We start from the raw sequence: 13901 nt of genomic DNA on the forward strand, positions 1-13901 counted from the left end.
GCCGAAGGCTTGGGCAATCGCAAGCTTGGCGACCATTCAAAGGATTAACGGGATGCTGAAAGCGATTTCACTTCCACTGTGGGAGCGAGCCTGCTCGCGAAGGCGGTGGACCTGCCAGTGAAGATGCCGGATGTGCCGGCCCCTTCGCGAGCAGGCTCACTCCTACATTTTTCCGGTGGATTGCTCGGGTTCCGCTCCGAACGCAGATTCCCCTGTAGGAGTCAGCCTGTTGGCGATGTCAGGCTGAAAAATGCAGCATCATTTCGGCATCATCCACAAGGCTACATCGCCTTGCGCCTTTGCCTACAACTACGCCAGAATCCGCCGGCTTGTGCGGTTTGGGGGGCATCGGTAACTTGGTTCGCGTCACTGAATGGTCAGTGATCGGGTTTAGTCGCTCGGTTTTATCTCAAACACGCAAGCTGTTATCAGTCAGGCACTTTCACGCCTGCACTCAATGGCAGCTGTGCGCAGGGCGCCTTCGGGTGCGCCGGTAATGTTTGGGTACTGGTCGACTAACCTGCGTACAGCTGCCACCTATTGTTTAGTCGCAAAAGCGTGTCAGCCTCATTGAGGTTGCCCAACAAATGTTCAAAGTAACGCCAAATCCGCCTGAAGCGGATGATCTTCCCGAATCAGATTCGACATCCCCCTACTCCGACCCAAATTCCCGAAAACTCCACGAAGCCGCCGAACGCGCCCTCGATCACTACCTGAAACCGCAGGCTACACCCGAGCGCAAACCCAGTCACATGTTCGTCGTCGCCCCGAACATGCACAACGAAGAGCTTCTGGCCCACGCCTGCGAATCCATGGCCTCAGCCAGCATCATGCTCAGCGACTTCGCCAGCCTGCTCGACACGCCCTACCGCAACACCCTGCTCGGCATCCAGCAAGTAGTCATGCTCGGCGAACTCGCCGTCAACCGCGCCCTCGACAACCTCGAGTCCCCTATCAGCAATTAAAAAAAGCGTTCCTGTGGCGAGGGAGCTTGCTCCCGCTCGACTGCATCGCAGTCGAAAATCCGGATCCGAACCGGATCGATGGGTCTTGGGGTCGCTTCGCAACCCAGCGGGAGCAAGCTCCCTCGCCACAAGGAAAACGGCGCATAGGAGAATTTCACATGACCAATAAAACAGATGCCCACGTCGTCGCCGCATTAGTCGCCATGGGCCTCAACGAACGGGATCGGCACTGGGCGCAGAACGCATGCCTGGTGTTGTTTGAAAGCGAGCGGGAAACAATTGTGGCCTCGGCCGTGAACGCTCTAGGGAAACTTGATGGGCTTGAAATGGAGGCTGTGCTGCCAGCGCTGCAGCGGGTGAAACGCCGTTTTCCTGCACTGGAACGGACGGTGGCAGAAACGTTGGGCGAGATTGCGATGGTTGCCTGATTAACCGTGTCATCGTTCTTCGCGAGCAGGCGCGCTCCTGCATTGGATCGGCGGTGTACTCGAATTCCAAAAGCCTGCAATCATCTGTCGGAGTGAGCCTGTTCGCGAAGGCGCCCTTTCTGCTAACGAATTTCTAATAACAAAGCCAAGGAAGAGAAACTAATCATGAAACATCACCCACCCGAATCCAGGCGCTTTACAAGCGTCTGGGACGCACTGGAAGACTCGCCGCAGGACGCGTCCAACATGCGCCTGCGGGCCAAACTCATGCGCACGCTTTGCGAGACGGTTCGTGCCTGGGAGCTTCCTCAGAAGGATGCCGCCAAGCGCTTGGGGATTACTCAGCCACGCCTCAATGACGTGCTCAACGGGAAAATCGACAAGTTTTCTCTGGATGCGCTGGTCAATCTGTCGGCCGCAGCGAAACTGGAAGTAGACATCTGCTTCCCCCAGGCCGCACCGCTGCACTGGGCTTGAAGGCAGCTCGGATTCTTAGGCCAAGAGGCGATGTCGTAACTACATCCGCCTCAATCCTCCCGCGTCAAAACCTCCAATAACTCAATCTCGAACACCAGATTCGAATTCGGCGGAATCTTGCCCATCGTCCGCTCGCCGTACCCCAAGTGCGCCGGCACCAGCAGTTTGCGCTTGCCGCCCACTTGCATGCCCATCAGCCCCTGGTCCCAGCCCTTGATCACCCGGCCCGTGCCAATCACGCACTGGAAAGGTTTGCCACGGCTGTGAGAAGAATCGAACTCGCTGCCGTCTTCCAGCCAGCCGGTGTAATGGGTGGTGATCAGCGCGCCTTTGACGGCGACTTTGCCCTCGCCCACCTGGAGATCGATTACCTGCAGTTCATCATTCATGACATTCACTCAATCGCTTAACTGGCGGCCGTTTTCCCAGAATTGTCGGTGATTGGCAAGCCGATTGCGCAGGAGCAACGCTGTTACTCCGCGGATTGTGGATCTGGCGATGCAAGAGGTCAGACACAGCAGGATTTTGAGGTGGGAAGCCCTGCACGAGTGCATGTGCAGGGCTTTGAGTCGGGGACTTAACGCTCGACAGGCTGCATCTCGACAATGGTGCCGTTGGTAATCATGACCATCACGTACTTGTCATTGATCTGCACCCACTGCGCCTGATCGACCGGCGCTTTCAAGCCTTTCTGTTTCCAGTTTTTCAACGCTTTGTCGCTGCGCTGATAAATGTCTGGAGCGCGGTCGTTGACCTTCAATTCACGGTCGCTGGTCGGCGACTGGACAGTGGGTTCGCTTGAGGTTTGCGCCGCTTGAACAAGTGGGCTGATCCCGGCAATGCCGGCGACGAGGGCCAGGCTGGCGATTAGGGTTTTGCTGTTCATCGGTGAACCTCCTTCAGATGGGTTTTGCCTGTACTCCGACTGCTGAGTCAGGAAATCATTCCTTGTTTTTTGCCTGGGCTGGCGATGGATTTTATTGAACAGATACTCCGCCATCGCTGGCAAGCCAGCTTCCACAAGGTTTTTTGGTGGTGCAGGAAAAGTGGGCACACCGCAAAAACTGTGGGAGCTGGCTTGCCAGCGATGGCGTCGGCACATGCAGCATCTTCATTACCTGACACACCGCTTTCGCGAGCAGGCTCGCTCCCACAAGGAGTGGTGTTTCAGAGCATTGATCCGCTTTGCACATCAATCCATGCCAACAATGCAATTAACATCCTGTTACAGCTGCGCGACCATCCGCCGCAATAACAACCGTGCGCCGCTTCCACGCCGCGCACGTCATAAAAGCGGTGGAGATTTTTCTATGACAGCCTCAATCCCACACGGCGGCTCGCGGGCCGGCGCCATTTTCCGGGTCACCTCGGGCAACTTCCTCGAACAGTTCGACTTCTTTCTGTTCGGCTTCTACGCCACGCAGATCGCGGCGGTGTTCTTCCCGGCGAGCAGTGAGTTCGCTTCCCTGATGATGACCTTTGCCGTATTCGGCGCAGGCTTTCTGATGCGTCCGCTGGGCGCCATCGTGCTGGGTGCGTACATCGATGACGTCGGTCGGCGCAAAGGGTTGATCGTCACCCTGTCGATCATGGCCAGCGGCACGATCCTGATTGTGCTGGTGCCCGGATACGAGACCATCGGTCTGTTTGCGCCAGCGCTGGTGTTGATCGGACGGCTGTTGCAGGGCTTCTCTGCCGGTGCGGAACTGGGCGGTGTTTCGGTGTACCTGTCCGAAATCGCCACGCCGGGCCGCAAGGGCTTTTTCACCGCTTGGCAGTCCGCCAGTCAGCAAGTGGCGATCATCGTCGCCGCTGCGCTGGGCTATGCGCTGAACGCGTGGATGGCGCCGAGCGTAGTGGCCGATTGGGGCTGGCGCATTCCGTTTTTCGTCGGTTGCATGATCGTGCCTTTCATCTTTTTCCTGCGCCGTAACCTGGCAGAAACCGAAGAGTTCGCCGCACGCAAACACCGCCCGAGCATGAAAGAAGTGTTCCGCACGCTTGGCCAGAACTGGGGCGTGGTGCTCGGCGGCATGCTGATGGTCGCGCTGACCACCACCGCGTTCTACCTGATCACCGTGTACGCGCCGACCTTCGGTAAAACCGTGCTGCACCTGAGCACTTCCGATGCATTGCTGGTGACCTTGCTGGTCGGCGTGTCGAACTTCTTCTGGTTGCCGATTGGCGGCATGTTGTCCGACCGTGTCGGCCGGCGTCCGGTGCTGATCGCCATGGCGCTGCTGGCGCTGGCCACCACCTATCCGGCGCTGTCGTACCTGGTGCAGGCGCCGAGCTTCAGTCACATGTTGCTGTCGCTGCTGTGGCTGTCGTTCATCTACGGCATGTACAACGGCGCGATGATTCCGGCGCTGACCGAGATCATGCCGGTGGAAGTGCGGGTGGCCGGTTTCTCCCTCGCCTACAGCCTGGCGACCGCGCTTTTCGGCGGTTTCACCCCGGCGATGTCGACCTTCCTGATCCAGTACACCGGCGACAAAGCGGCGCCGGGTTACTGGATGAGCGTCGGCGCACTGTGCGCGTTGTGCGCCACGTTGTACCTCTATCGCCGCGCAGGCGGCCGTTTGCAACCGGTTGCCGCATAAGGAGCAATCACCTTGAAAAAACTGATCAATCTCAGCGCCATCGCCCTCTTCGCTTTCAGCGCCCTGGCCCATGCTGAACAGCTGAACGTGATGACGTCGGGCGGCTTCACCGCCGCCTACAAAATCCTCGGCCCGAAATTCGCGGCCGCCACCGGCAACACCCTCGACACCCAACTCGGCCCGTCGATGGGCAAAGCCCCGGAAGCGATCCCCAACCGCCTCGCCCGCGGTGAGCACGCCGACGTGGTGATCATGGTCGGCTACGCCCTCGATGACCTGATCAAGCAAGGCAAGGTCGATCCGGCCTCGCGGGTCGAACTGGCGGATTCGCGGATCGGTCTGGTGGTGCGTGAAGGCGCGCCGAAGCCGGACATCAGCAGCGTCGAAAGCCTGAAGAAAACCCTGCTCGACGCAAAATCGGTGGCCTACTCCGACAGCGCCAGCGGCGTGTACATCGAGAAGGAGTTGTTCAACAAACTCGGTGTCGAGGATCAACTGAAACCGAAAGCGAAAATGGTCCCGAAAGTCCCGGTCGGCTCGGTGGTTGCCACCGGCGATTACCAACTGGGCTTCCAGCAGGTCAGCGAATTGCTGCCGGTGCCGGGGGTGACGTTTGTCGGCAAGATTCCGGAGTCGGTGCAGTCGGTGACGCGCTTCGCCGCCGGCATCCCGGTCGGCGCACAGCATCCAAAAGAGGCCAAGGCCCTGCTCGACTATCTTGCCGCGCCTGCCGCCCAGGCTGACGTGCAAGCCACCGGGCTGGATTCGGTCAAGCGCTAAGCGTTGGCGGCTGGACTTTCATTTCCACTACCAGCCGCTCCAGTTCCAATGCCGCCGGGGTCAACGTGCGACCCCGGCGCTTGAGGATGCCGACACTGCGCATCACTTGCGGATCGGTCAACGGCACCCGCGTCAGGATCGGATGATCCGGCCCGGGCATCGCCATCAGCGGCACCGCCGCCACCCCCAGCCCCGCCTCCACCAGACCAATCATGGTCGTCACATGCCGCGTCTCGCAGATGCTCGGACGCTGTGGCACCACGCTGCTCAAGGCCTGATCGAGCAGAAAACGGTTGCCGGACGTCTTGTCCAGCGAGATGTAATCCTGCTGATAGAACTCGTCCCAGGTCACGCTGCCGCGTCCGGCCAACGGGTGATCGCGCCGGCAAGCAACGACGTAGCACTCCTGCACAAGCGGTTCGAAATCGACTTTGGCATCCTGCGTGCCGAGAAAACTCAAACCGAAATCCGCCTCGCCGTTGACCACTGCGCTGAGCACATCGTGGGCGCTGGAATCGAGGACTTTGACCTTGATCCGCGGAAACTGCTGGTGATAGCGAGCGACCACCCGCGGCATGAAGTAGTACGCCGCCGAGGGTACGCAAGCCACGGTGACATGACCGAGTCGGGTCGATGCGACTTCACTGATGCCCAGCAGCGCCACGTCCAGATCATCCAGCAAACGCTCGACGCTGGGCATGAAACCACGCCCGGCCTGGGTCAGGCTGACTTTGCGCGTGGTGCGCTCGAACAGCTTTACGCCGAGGGCGTCTTCGAGTTTTTCGATGCGCCGGCTCAGGGCCGGTTGTGACAGGCGCACGGTGTCGGCAGCCTTGCGGAAACTGCCCTGCTCGACCACGGCGCGAAAGGCTTGCAGGTCGTTGAGGTCGAAGTTGATGGCCATGGCGGGACTCGGAGAGACTGATTCGCAGAGGCTATCAATGTAACCAATTGATGCAGTTTTTTACACAACCCGTTCCGTCGAAAATTGCCGCTGAATGGCAGCAAGGTTGCGCCGCCGAATCCAGCCGCTGGCCAGACGAATCAACAGCCAGTAAGGGGTAAACAGCACTTTGCTGCGCGTGGTGGCGCAATACACGAAGGTTTCGGTGCGCAGCGTACGCATGCCTTTAGGGTGTTCGACGACCTGAAAACGCAGCACCAGTTTGGCTACGTGTGGGTCATCCAGAACTTTGAATGCATGAGCGTCAGCGATGTGAGCGGTCTTCAGATCAGGGCGCCAGAAGCGTCCGGCCAGGCCTAGAGACACCTCAGTCGGGGTGCGTTCGAGCAAGGTGAAAGCGTCAAATCCGAACGGCGCAGGTTCCTGCTGCACTGTTCGGTCACCAAACTTGCGCAGTATTTTCCCCGGCAGTTCGCGCAGGGACAGCAGCACATCGACGACGCGGTCATCGCGCATGTTCAGCGCGCAAACTGCGGCGATGATGGCCTCGGGTTGCGCACGAATCGGGCCTGACTCATGGCGCTCGTGAAACTGGAACAGCGGCAGAAACGGCGAAGGATATTCCCATAGCAGATTGTCCTTGCGCCCGATGATACCCAGTGCGTTGCAGAAGGTGCGGCTCATGACAGCTGTCTCGTTTGATCAGTCGATTTGAACCCGGGCACGGCAGCTTTGCGGGTGGATGCGGGCTTCGCCGCGAAGCTGCCGTGCAATGCTTGATTCAGGCTTGCAAACGCTCACTTGCTGCCTGAGCGATTTTTTCCGGCACATCGCAAGGCGCCACGGCGACGGTCTGGCGCAGATCCGCCTTCAACGCACCCCACGACAACCCGGCGCCGAAACCGCACAGCACAACGTGTTCAGCCTGCGGCGTACCCATCGCGGCGTGGCGCGACAATACGATCGGAATCGAGGTGGAGCTGGTGTTGCCGACGCCATCGAGGTCGACCGGCATTTTCTCCGCTGCCACACCAATCATCCGCCGCAGGTAGTTGAGCATGAACGCGTTCGCCTGATGCAGCACCAGCAAGTCCAGCGTAGCCGGACTCAACCCCGTGGCATCGAGCAAGGCCTTGACGGTCTGCGGTACCCGGTTCAGGGCAAAGTTCATCACCGCCGTGCCGTCCATCTGCAAGCGCTGGATAGTCGCGCAGACGGGATTGCCGTCCTCTCTGGCGTAGGCGATGTCGGACTGCAGCGCCGTACCGCCGCTGCCGTCGGCGCCGCAGATGAATTCGAATTTGCCTTCACCTGCTTCCAGCAAGGTCGCCGACGCGGCGTCACCAAACAGCATTTTCACGTGACGGTCGCGCTCGTCGAGGATCCGCGTGGTGACATCACCGGTGCACAGCAGGATCTTCTTGCAGGCGCCGGAGGAGATCAGCGCGCCCGCCTGGACCAGCGCACTGATGTAGCCGGAGCAGCCAGCGGCCACGTTCAGCACCAGACAATGCTGTGGCAGGCCGAGCGCCTGCTGCACCACGAAACCGACACCCGGTACCCAGGAATCCGGGGTTTGGGTCACCACGATCAAACCATCGACTTCCTCTGCCGCAACATGCCCCTGATCGAGCAGGTTGCGGCACGCGGCGATGATCAGATCGGAGGTGTGCAGGGTTTTGGTTTCGCGGATCGAATGGATGCCGGTGCTCTTGGCGATGCGCTCAACTTCCTTGGCGCCGAACAGTTCGGCAAAGTCTTCTTCAGTCACACGACGCTCAGGCAGTGCGGCCGTGACCGCACGGATGGCGACGCCTTCAATGGTCAGCAGGCTCATGCGGCGTCCTTGATTTTCCGGTCGATCAGATCGAACAGATCCTGCACCGTGACCACGCGCTCGATCTCTTCGCCCGACACGCTCACGCCGGCTTGTTCGAACACCATGGCGACGATGCCGATTCGCGCCATCGAGTCCCAGTTGTCGCTGTTTTCCAGCACGGTTTCACCGCGCAGTTCGGCCGGCGCAATGAGCAGGATTTCAGCGATGCTTTCGCGTATTTTTACCAGATCAACCATTGGTCATTTCCTTATAACGTGATGAGTAAACCGGTCTCACGACTGGGCGAGAACGCCGGGGTGACGCATTTTCTTGAAACGGCTGGTGTACAGCGGGGTCTCGGCAATGGAGATCACCCTGGGCAGCTGCTCCTGCGCCAAGACACCACGAACGTGTTGATACAAGCGAACCTTGAACGCCTCCAGTGCCTCCGGCTCGATCAGCGTGAACCGCGCGGCAACGATCTGCCCGAGCAGCGGATTCGGCTGCGCGTACACGACCACGTCGGAGACGTTTTCCAGGCCCATCAGCACGCTTTCCACGTGCGACGGAAATACCTTCTTGCCGCCGACATTGATCAGATCGACCGCCCGCCCGGTCACCCGAAAGTAGCCGTCATGCTCCTCGGCCAGATCGTGGGTGATCAGGTAGCCATCGTGCGACAGGTCACCGGCGCTGGCCAGGTAGCCGAGCATGTTGGTCGCCCCGCGCACCTGCAAAATGCCGTCGACCACCCGCAGGCTGTAGTTCGGGTCGTCGATCTTCATCCACGCGCTGTCACCGTCCTTGCTGCGACATGGCAGCACGCCGATTTCCGACATCCCGTACAACTGCTGCAACTGCACTTGTGGCAGCAGGCTGGCAATGCGCTGGATCGCTTGCGGTGAACTCGGCTCCGAGCCGAAATAGATGCGCTCCAGGCTACGGGTGTCCCACTTCTGGAACACGCCGGTGACCGTCGCCAGATTGAGCAGCGTCGGCGATACGTGCAGGGTTTGCACATTGAACGATTCGATGCAGCGACCGACCTCTTGCGGCGAGCGCTCCTTGGGCAGGATCAACGTGCCGTGGGTAGCCAGCGCCTGCAGAACCGTGACCAGACCGCCGATGTGATCGAACAGTAAAAACGCCAGAATCGCGCCGCAACGCTCGGCACTCAGGTAGCGCTCGAAGAACGGCGAAATGGCATGCACCACGCCTTTGGCGGGACCTGTCGAGCCTGAGGAAAACACGATGAAACCGGCCTGACGGCGCGACAGCAGTCCGTCAACGGTCGGCGGCACCCGACTGTTTTCGTGAGGGTTGACCGCAAACTCCGGCGCCCCGCCGATCACGGAAAACCGTGCCCCCGCAGCGCCCGCCAGATTCGCCAGTTGCTCCTCGTCCTTGGGTACGGAAAGCGCGACCACGTTGTTGTGCTGCCACAGCGCGAACAGCATGCACACGCTGTTGAAGCTGTAGTTGTCGACCAGCAACACACACGAATCGCGCACGGATTTTGCCGCCAGCTCGTCGCCATATGCGGTTATCTGCTGATGCAACTGATCATAGGTAAAGCGGCCCTCATCGCTGACAATCGCCGCTTGGTTGCCGGCGCTTTTCAGATGCGCCAGAAATTCTTCAACTTGCATACACACCCCGTCGTTCGATCAAACCGCTTGAGCTTGTGCTTGCGCCGCCGACAGCCGATCCATGATGTAGGCGATCAGCGTGCCCAGCGTGGCAAACGGTGTGGCGGTGTCGGGCAGGTCGGTGGTATCGGCCAGACGCACGTCAACGCCGAGCTGGCTGCGCAGCTTTTCCTCGACATCGACGATGATCGAAACCAGGGTCAGGGAGTCGATGCTGCCGTCCACACCATAGAGACGGCTGTCTTCCCCACGGGACAAATCGATCGGGGTGCTCAACAACAGATCCTGTTGCCGCACGGCTGACTCGGTCAGCGCTTTGACTTGATTGAACATTCCAACATTCCTTTATTGGCTGATGCAGGTCCCTGCGTTCACTACGCCTGGGACAATGACGGGTGCGCTTTCTGGTGATCGGCCAGCGCCGTGCGCATGTCGACGAAGATTCCGCTCTTGATCCCGTAAGCCTCGGGCGCGTCAATCACCGCCAGGATGTCTGTTGCACGTTGCGCGGGCGACACCATGTAACCGGGCGCCAGGGCGCGTTGTTGCAGCGACTTGAGGTCGGCGAAGTCAGCGGTGCGCTGGCTGAAACTCACCTGCCGCGACAAACCGGTGTCGACGTTGCACAGGCCGAGTACGGCAAAAAAGATCTCCGGGTTTTCTTCGGCGTAGACGCCGGCCAATGCCGCCAGCGCGGCTTTCGACAGGCTGTACGGCAGCGTACCCGCGCGAAAGCGCACGCCGGCCATCGAGGCCGATAGCACGCAAGCCGCCGGCCGCTGTGCCGAAGCCAACATCAGATCGAGAATGGCTTTGTTGGCCAGCACATTGACGTTGAGCACATGCTGCAATTCGTCCAGGGTGAAGTCACCGCCACGTCCCGGCACGTTGCCGCTGACCCCGGCATTGAGGAAAAACCGGTCGACGCCGTGCTCCAGAACCTCGGCAAAGTTATCCTTGAACAGCTCGCCCATCTCACTCGGCCGCGAAAGATCGAACGGCCGAAAACGGAAATTCGGATGGTCCATCAGTGCATAGGGCTGACGCCGTGCGGTGCCAAAAACCGTATGGCCGTTTTGCAGATGCAGCTGCGCCAGCGCCTCGCCGATACCGCTGCTCACACCGGTGATGAACACCCGGTGTTTGCCCTTCTCACGCGAGCCGGCGCCGGAATTACGCTTGACCGTGTGCATCAGAATTTACCGGCGGAGAAGCCGCCATCCACCGGCATTACGGTGCCAGTGACAAACGAAGAGGCATCACTGAGCAGCCACAGGATCGCGGCAGAGATTTCACCGGGATTGGCGAAGCGTTTCATCGCCGTGACCTGCAACTTGTGCCGGGTGGATTCCGGATTGGCTTTCAGGCGTTCCTCGGAGTTCATGCCGCCCAGCGTCGGGCCCGGGCACACAGCGTTGACGCGAATCGAATGCCGCTCAGGCAAAGCCTCTTCAGCGCATTCAATCGCGCAAACCTGGGTCAGCATGTTCAGTGCAGCCTTGCTGGTGGAATAGGCGCTTTGCCTGGCCACCCCCAGCAGACCGGCGCAGGACGAGACGTTCACGATAGAGCCACCCGCATGCTTCGAGATCAGATTGGTCTCGTGCTTGAGCAACAGCAGCGGGCCCAGCAGGTTGATCTCCAGCACACGTTTCCAGTCAGGGAAATCCATGTCGCGGATCGGTGCATGTCTTGAGGTGACGCCGGCATTGTTCACCGCCAGATCGAGTCGGCCGTGTTTGTCATTGATGATGCGGAACAGCTCGATGACCGAAGCTTCGTCGGTGACGTCACTTTTGATGAACGTGCAGTTGTCGCCGAGGCGGCTTTGCGCCGTCAGGCCGTCGTCTTCGTTGCGTCCGGTGATGTAGCAGATGCAGCCGGCTTCGATGAGTTTCTGGCTGACATCGAAACCGATCCCGCGTGTGCCCCCGACAACAAGGGCGATCTTGGCGGTGAAGTTCATTTCAGGTTTTCCTCGTAGTGCTGTTGTAGTTGTTCTGGCCGTCGATAGTCAGGATTGACGCAGCAGTAGACGCGCTCGGCCATCGGTTCTTTCTTGTCGCGAAAACAAAAGGCATCGCCTCGACAGCGGTTGACCTGATCCGCTCGCCCCGCCAGTTGCTTGGCGACAAAGTGGTTGTCGGCGAGCATGGCGCGGCCGAAGCCGACAAAATCGGCATCGCCGCTGGCGATGATTTCGCTGGCTTGCGCCACGTCTGCCACTGAGCCGGTAAACCCCAGCGGAATGCGCACGAAGCGTTTCAGATAGCGGCAGCCCTCCCGCGACATGGCCAAGGCTTGATCGGGGTTCTTGAAAAAGAAGCGGAAGGTCTCGCTGATACCCAGCGAGCAGGTAATCGCTGCGACCCCGCTGGCTTCCAGCGCCGCGACGACGTCACCCAACAGCGCCGCGTGCTGCCCTTCTTCACCGAGGCCGTCGTCCATGCCCAGGCGCACGGTGACGGCCACTTTGTGGTCGGTGGCCTGGCGAATGCCTTCGACAATCGCCAGCAGCAGCTTGGCGCGCCTGAGCGGCGTACCGCCCCAGTCGTCCTCGCGTTGATTGGTCCTTGGCGAGAGAAAGCTGCTGATCAAATAGCCGTTGGACGCCTGCAACTGAATCAGCGTGGCGCCGGCCTGTTGCGCGTAACGGGCGGCAGCGCAGAACTGCTCGATGCAGCGCTGAATCTGCGCCTCTGACATCGCCACTGCCCGTGCCTGTGGATGGGCGCTGAGCACCGTCGGCGAGGCGATACCGCTGGGCGTCAGAATGATCCCTTGCTTCGACGGCAAAGACTGCGGCCCGTAATGCTGCAGTTGCACCCCCAGCGGAAAACCACGCTCCCGCGCCGCTTCAAACAGCGGACGCAGGGCCTGCGCGTGGGCTGCCGAAGTCAGACGCAGACCGCGACTGTTGTACCGCGCATCGGCGTCCACGCTGGCATTGCCGAGAAAACCGAAGCCGGCGCCGCCGTCCATCAAGGCTTGATAAACCGAAAAAAACGCCGGCAGCGGGAAGCCGTGTTCGTCACACAGATCCATACCGAGCGAAGAAAAATACAGACGGTTTTTCGCCACTGCATGCGCGCCGAAATGCAGCGCCTGGGTGGCCGCCTGCAAGCTTGGGTTTTCATTGATCATTGCTTCAGCGCCGCCAGCGCCGGTTCATCGAGGTGAACAAAGCCGCGTTTGATCATGTCGCTGATCACCTGCAGGCCGCTGAAATCCACCCCGGCAAACTCCCACGACGCATGCTGTCCCTGTCCGGCACGACGGATGCTGGCGGTGAAGCTCAGCTTGCCTTCGTAGACGATGTGCAGAGTGACCGGGTCGGGCAGATCCGCCGTGGTCGTTACGCAACCGGTCTTGCCCAGACCCAACAGTTGCACCTGGGCCTTGCGCCCCTGCTGGTCGCTGACCGTGCAGGCCAGCTTCGACGGCTGCAGCGGTGCAAACCAGTCATTGGAGTAGATGAAGATATTGCGGGTCTTTTCGAACAGCGGCATATCGATCACCGTGGCCTTGGTATCGACCGTGGCGAACAGGGCTTGGCGCTGATAGAACGCAACCCGCAGATGGATTTTCTTCGGTGAGGTGTCATCGCTCGGGGTCATGTTGTCGACCACCAGCTCAATTGGGTACATCAGCTCGGCGTAGGCGAAGAAGCTCGCGTTCAGCTCATTGACGCTGACGGTGACGGCGCCGCGTGCATGACCGGTGTGATGGTACAAATGGTGATAGACCGCCTGACGCGCCGCTTCAATGAACATCGTCCCCGGCACATGTTCGTGCGCCTTGCGATAGAAGAAGTAGTTGTCGGCGTTATTGATCAAGCGAAATGAACTGCCGCGGCGGATCGGCGGGATCGATTCGCACAGGGCGGCGACGGCAAACTCCAGGCTGTCGATCCCGGCTTCAGCCGATCCCAGTTGCGCGGCGACGATCTGGTAAGGCAGCGCTCGCACCTGGTTCCATTCATCATCGGCACCGACGCCGTCCATCCGGCTCTTCTTCTGCAGAACGGGCGCAATCTCGAAGCGCCGCTGCTGATTGGCGCCCGCGACGTAATTGCGCACCAACGGGTTATGCCCATTGGCCTCGATCAGTGCTTCGTTCGCATACAGCGGCAAGGCGTCTCTCGGTGCACAGATCAAAACGTCGTCAGCCGAACCCTTGTGCAGAAGGTCGGGGGAAATGCTGTCGTTATTCATCATGGTCAGCTCGTCTCGGTAGTTGTTGTATTTTTTCCTGTGCGGGGCTGGCGCCAGCCTCC

17 protein-coding genes are annotated in these 13901 nt (G+C 60.0%); 5 read left to right on the forward strand and 12 right to left on the reverse strand.

All coding sequences use genetic code 11. The features are described from left to right. Positions 1-587 precede the first annotated feature (587 nt). The 3 genes from LOY52_RS15815 to LOY52_RS15825 all read left to right on the forward strand — a co-directional run bounded on the left by LOY52_RS15815 (position 588) and on the right by LOY52_RS15825 (position 1870). A complete protein-coding gene (locus tag LOY52_RS15815; protein WP_258674941.1) occupies positions 588-965 on the forward strand; it encodes a DUF6124 family protein in 378 nt (125 codons plus the stop codon). Positions 966-1123: 158 nt separating this feature from the next. After that, the gene (locus tag LOY52_RS15820; RefSeq protein WP_258674943.1) at positions 1124-1393 is read left to right on the forward strand and encodes a hypothetical protein; all 270 of its coding nucleotides are present in this window, start codon (positions 1124-1126) and stop codon (positions 1391-1393) included. A gap of 165 nt (positions 1394-1558) precedes the next feature. After that, positions 1559-1870, forward strand: coding sequence for a helix-turn-helix domain-containing protein (locus LOY52_RS15825; RefSeq protein ID WP_258674945.1), 312 nt, complete (start codon positions 1559-1561; stop codon positions 1868-1870). 50 nt (positions 1871-1920) lie between these two features. Here the strand turns inward: LOY52_RS15825 and LOY52_RS15830 are convergent, their stop codons facing one another. Both LOY52_RS15830 and LOY52_RS15835 read right to left on the reverse strand, forming a co-directional pair. Further along, positions 1921-2259 (reverse strand): FKBP-type peptidyl-prolyl cis-trans isomerase, encoded by a 339-nt coding sequence (locus LOY52_RS15830; RefSeq protein WP_258674946.1) that lies wholly within the window; start codon positions 2257-2259, stop codon positions 1921-1923. Between the two features lie 188 nt (positions 2260-2447). Next, entirely contained in the window at positions 2448-2756 is a 309-nt protein-coding gene (locus LOY52_RS15835; RefSeq protein WP_027613230.1) for an RcnB family protein, read from the reverse strand. Between the two features lie 424 nt (positions 2757-3180). On the opposite strand from LOY52_RS15835, the gene LOY52_RS15840 reads away from it, so the two are divergent. Both LOY52_RS15840 and LOY52_RS15845 read left to right on the forward strand, forming a co-directional pair. Beyond that, positions 3181-4473, forward strand: coding sequence for an MFS transporter (locus LOY52_RS15840; protein ID WP_258674948.1), 1293 nt, complete (start codon positions 3181-3183; stop codon positions 4471-4473). A gap of 12 nt (positions 4474-4485) precedes the next feature. Further along, positions 4486-5253, forward strand: a complete 768-nt coding sequence (locus LOY52_RS15845; RefSeq protein ID WP_098968203.1) for a substrate-binding domain-containing protein — start codon at positions 4486-4488, stop codon at positions 5251-5253. Here LOY52_RS15845 and LOY52_RS15850 read toward each other — a convergent pair. From LOY52_RS15850 to LOY52_RS15895, 10 genes are all read right to left on the reverse strand, one after another. After that, positions 5243-6157, reverse strand: coding sequence for a LysR family transcriptional regulator (locus tag LOY52_RS15850; RefSeq protein WP_027613233.1), 915 nt, complete (start codon positions 6155-6157; stop codon positions 5243-5245). The two genes, LOY52_RS15845 and LOY52_RS15850, sit on opposite strands and share 11 nt — an antisense overlap. A gap of 60 nt (positions 6158-6217) precedes the next feature. Continuing rightward, positions 6218-6841 carry a hypothetical protein gene (locus LOY52_RS15855; RefSeq protein ID WP_258674953.1) on the reverse strand — a complete coding sequence of 208 codons (624 nt, stop codon included), beginning with the start codon at positions 6839-6841 and terminating at the stop codon, positions 6218-6220. A 97-nt stretch (positions 6842-6938) separates the two neighbouring features. Next, complete coding sequence (locus tag LOY52_RS15860; RefSeq protein WP_258674955.1) at positions 6939-7994, reverse strand: ketoacyl-ACP synthase III; 1056 nt, start codon at positions 7992-7994, stop codon at positions 6939-6941. After that, on the reverse strand, positions 7991-8233 hold the full coding sequence (locus LOY52_RS15865) for an acyl carrier protein (protein WP_258674957.1): 243 nt from the start codon (positions 8231-8233) through the stop codon (positions 7991-7993). Before LOY52_RS15865 ends, LOY52_RS15860 begins: the two co-directional genes overlap by 4 nt. A 36-nt stretch (positions 8234-8269) precedes the next feature. Then, a complete protein-coding gene (locus tag LOY52_RS15870; RefSeq protein ID WP_258674960.1) occupies positions 8270-9625 on the reverse strand; it encodes a fatty acid--CoA ligase family protein in 1356 nt (451 codons plus the stop codon). Positions 9626-9643: 18 nt separating this feature from the next. After that, a complete protein-coding gene (locus LOY52_RS15875; RefSeq protein WP_103484689.1) occupies positions 9644-9958 on the reverse strand; it encodes a hypothetical protein in 315 nt (104 codons plus the stop codon). A gap of 41 nt (positions 9959-9999) precedes the next feature. Continuing rightward, positions 10000-10818, reverse strand: coding sequence for an SDR family oxidoreductase (locus LOY52_RS15880; protein ID WP_258674962.1), 819 nt, complete (start codon positions 10816-10818; stop codon positions 10000-10002). Further along, positions 10818-11591 carry an SDR family NAD(P)-dependent oxidoreductase gene (locus LOY52_RS15885; RefSeq protein ID WP_003223958.1) on the reverse strand — a complete coding sequence of 258 codons (774 nt, stop codon included), beginning with the start codon at positions 11589-11591 and terminating at the stop codon, positions 10818-10820. Before LOY52_RS15885 ends, LOY52_RS15880 begins: the two co-directional genes overlap by 1 nt. Continuing rightward, positions 11588-12769 (reverse strand): NADH:flavin oxidoreductase, encoded by a 1182-nt coding sequence (locus LOY52_RS15890; protein WP_258674963.1) that lies wholly within the window; start codon positions 12767-12769, stop codon positions 11588-11590. Before LOY52_RS15890 ends, LOY52_RS15885 begins: the two co-directional genes overlap by 4 nt. Then, a complete protein-coding gene (locus tag LOY52_RS15895; protein WP_258674964.1) occupies positions 12766-13842 on the reverse strand; it encodes an AfsA-related hotdog domain-containing protein in 1077 nt (358 codons plus the stop codon). The genes LOY52_RS15890 and LOY52_RS15895 overlap by 4 nt, the downstream gene beginning before the upstream one ends. Between the last annotated feature and the right edge of the window lie 59 nt (positions 13843-13901).

The sequence above is a fragment of the Pseudomonas sp. B21-051 genome (assembly GCF_024748795.1).
Lineage (GTDB): Bacteria > Pseudomonadota > Gammaproteobacteria > Pseudomonadales > Pseudomonadaceae > Aquipseudomonas > Aquipseudomonas putida_A.

What these genes read in the sequence shown, in the direction of transcription:
- LOY52_RS15835 (WP_027613230.1), bottom strand. Translation starts at nt 2,756, where the DNA reads ATGAACAGCAAAACCCTAATCGCCAGCCTGGCCCTCGTCGCCGGCATT.
- LOY52_RS15840 (WP_258674948.1), top strand. Translation starts at nt 3,181, where the DNA reads ATGACAGCCTCAATCCCACACGGCGGCTCGCGGGCCGGCGCCATTTTC.
- LOY52_RS15825 (WP_258674945.1), top strand. Translation starts at nt 1,559, where the DNA reads ATGAAACATCACCCACCCGAATCCAGGCGCTTTACAAGCGTCTGGGAC.
- LOY52_RS15880 (WP_258674962.1), bottom strand. Translation starts at nt 10,818, where the DNA reads ATGCACACGGTCAAGCGTAATTCCGGCGCCGGCTCGCGTGAGAAGGGC.
- LOY52_RS15860 (WP_258674955.1), bottom strand. Translation starts at nt 7,994, where the DNA reads ATGAGCCTGCTGACCATTGAAGGCGTCGCCATCCGTGCGGTCACGGCC.
- LOY52_RS15870 (WP_258674960.1), bottom strand. Translation starts at nt 9,625, where the DNA reads ATGCAAGTTGAAGAATTTCTGGCGCATCTGAAAAGCGCCGGCAACCAA.
- LOY52_RS15895 (WP_258674964.1), bottom strand. Translation starts at nt 13,842, where the DNA reads ATGATGAATAACGACAGCATTTCCCCCGACCTTCTGCACAAGGGTTCG.
- LOY52_RS15855 (WP_258674953.1), bottom strand. Translation starts at nt 6,841, where the DNA reads ATGAGCCGCACCTTCTGCAACGCACTGGGTATCATCGGGCGCAAGGAC.
- LOY52_RS15885 (WP_003223958.1), bottom strand. Translation starts at nt 11,591, where the DNA reads ATGAACTTCACCGCCAAGATCGCCCTTGTTGTCGGGGGCACACGCGGG.
- LOY52_RS15890 (WP_258674963.1), bottom strand. Translation starts at nt 12,769, where the DNA reads ATGATCAATGAAAACCCAAGCTTGCAGGCGGCCACCCAGGCGCTGCAT.
- LOY52_RS15815 (WP_258674941.1), top strand. Translation starts at nt 588, where the DNA reads ATGTTCAAAGTAACGCCAAATCCGCCTGAAGCGGATGATCTTCCCGAA.
- LOY52_RS15830 (WP_258674946.1), bottom strand. Translation starts at nt 2,259, where the DNA reads ATGAATGATGAACTGCAGGTAATCGATCTCCAGGTGGGCGAGGGCAAA.
- LOY52_RS15850 (WP_027613233.1), bottom strand. Translation starts at nt 6,157, where the DNA reads ATGGCCATCAACTTCGACCTCAACGACCTGCAAGCCTTTCGCGCCGTG.
- LOY52_RS15820 (WP_258674943.1), top strand. Translation starts at nt 1,124, where the DNA reads ATGACCAATAAAACAGATGCCCACGTCGTCGCCGCATTAGTCGCCATG.
- LOY52_RS15865 (WP_258674957.1), bottom strand. Translation starts at nt 8,233, where the DNA reads ATGGTTGATCTGGTAAAAATACGCGAAAGCATCGCTGAAATCCTGCTC.
- LOY52_RS15875 (WP_103484689.1), bottom strand. Translation starts at nt 9,958, where the DNA reads ATGTTCAATCAAGTCAAAGCGCTGACCGAGTCAGCCGTGCGGCAACAG.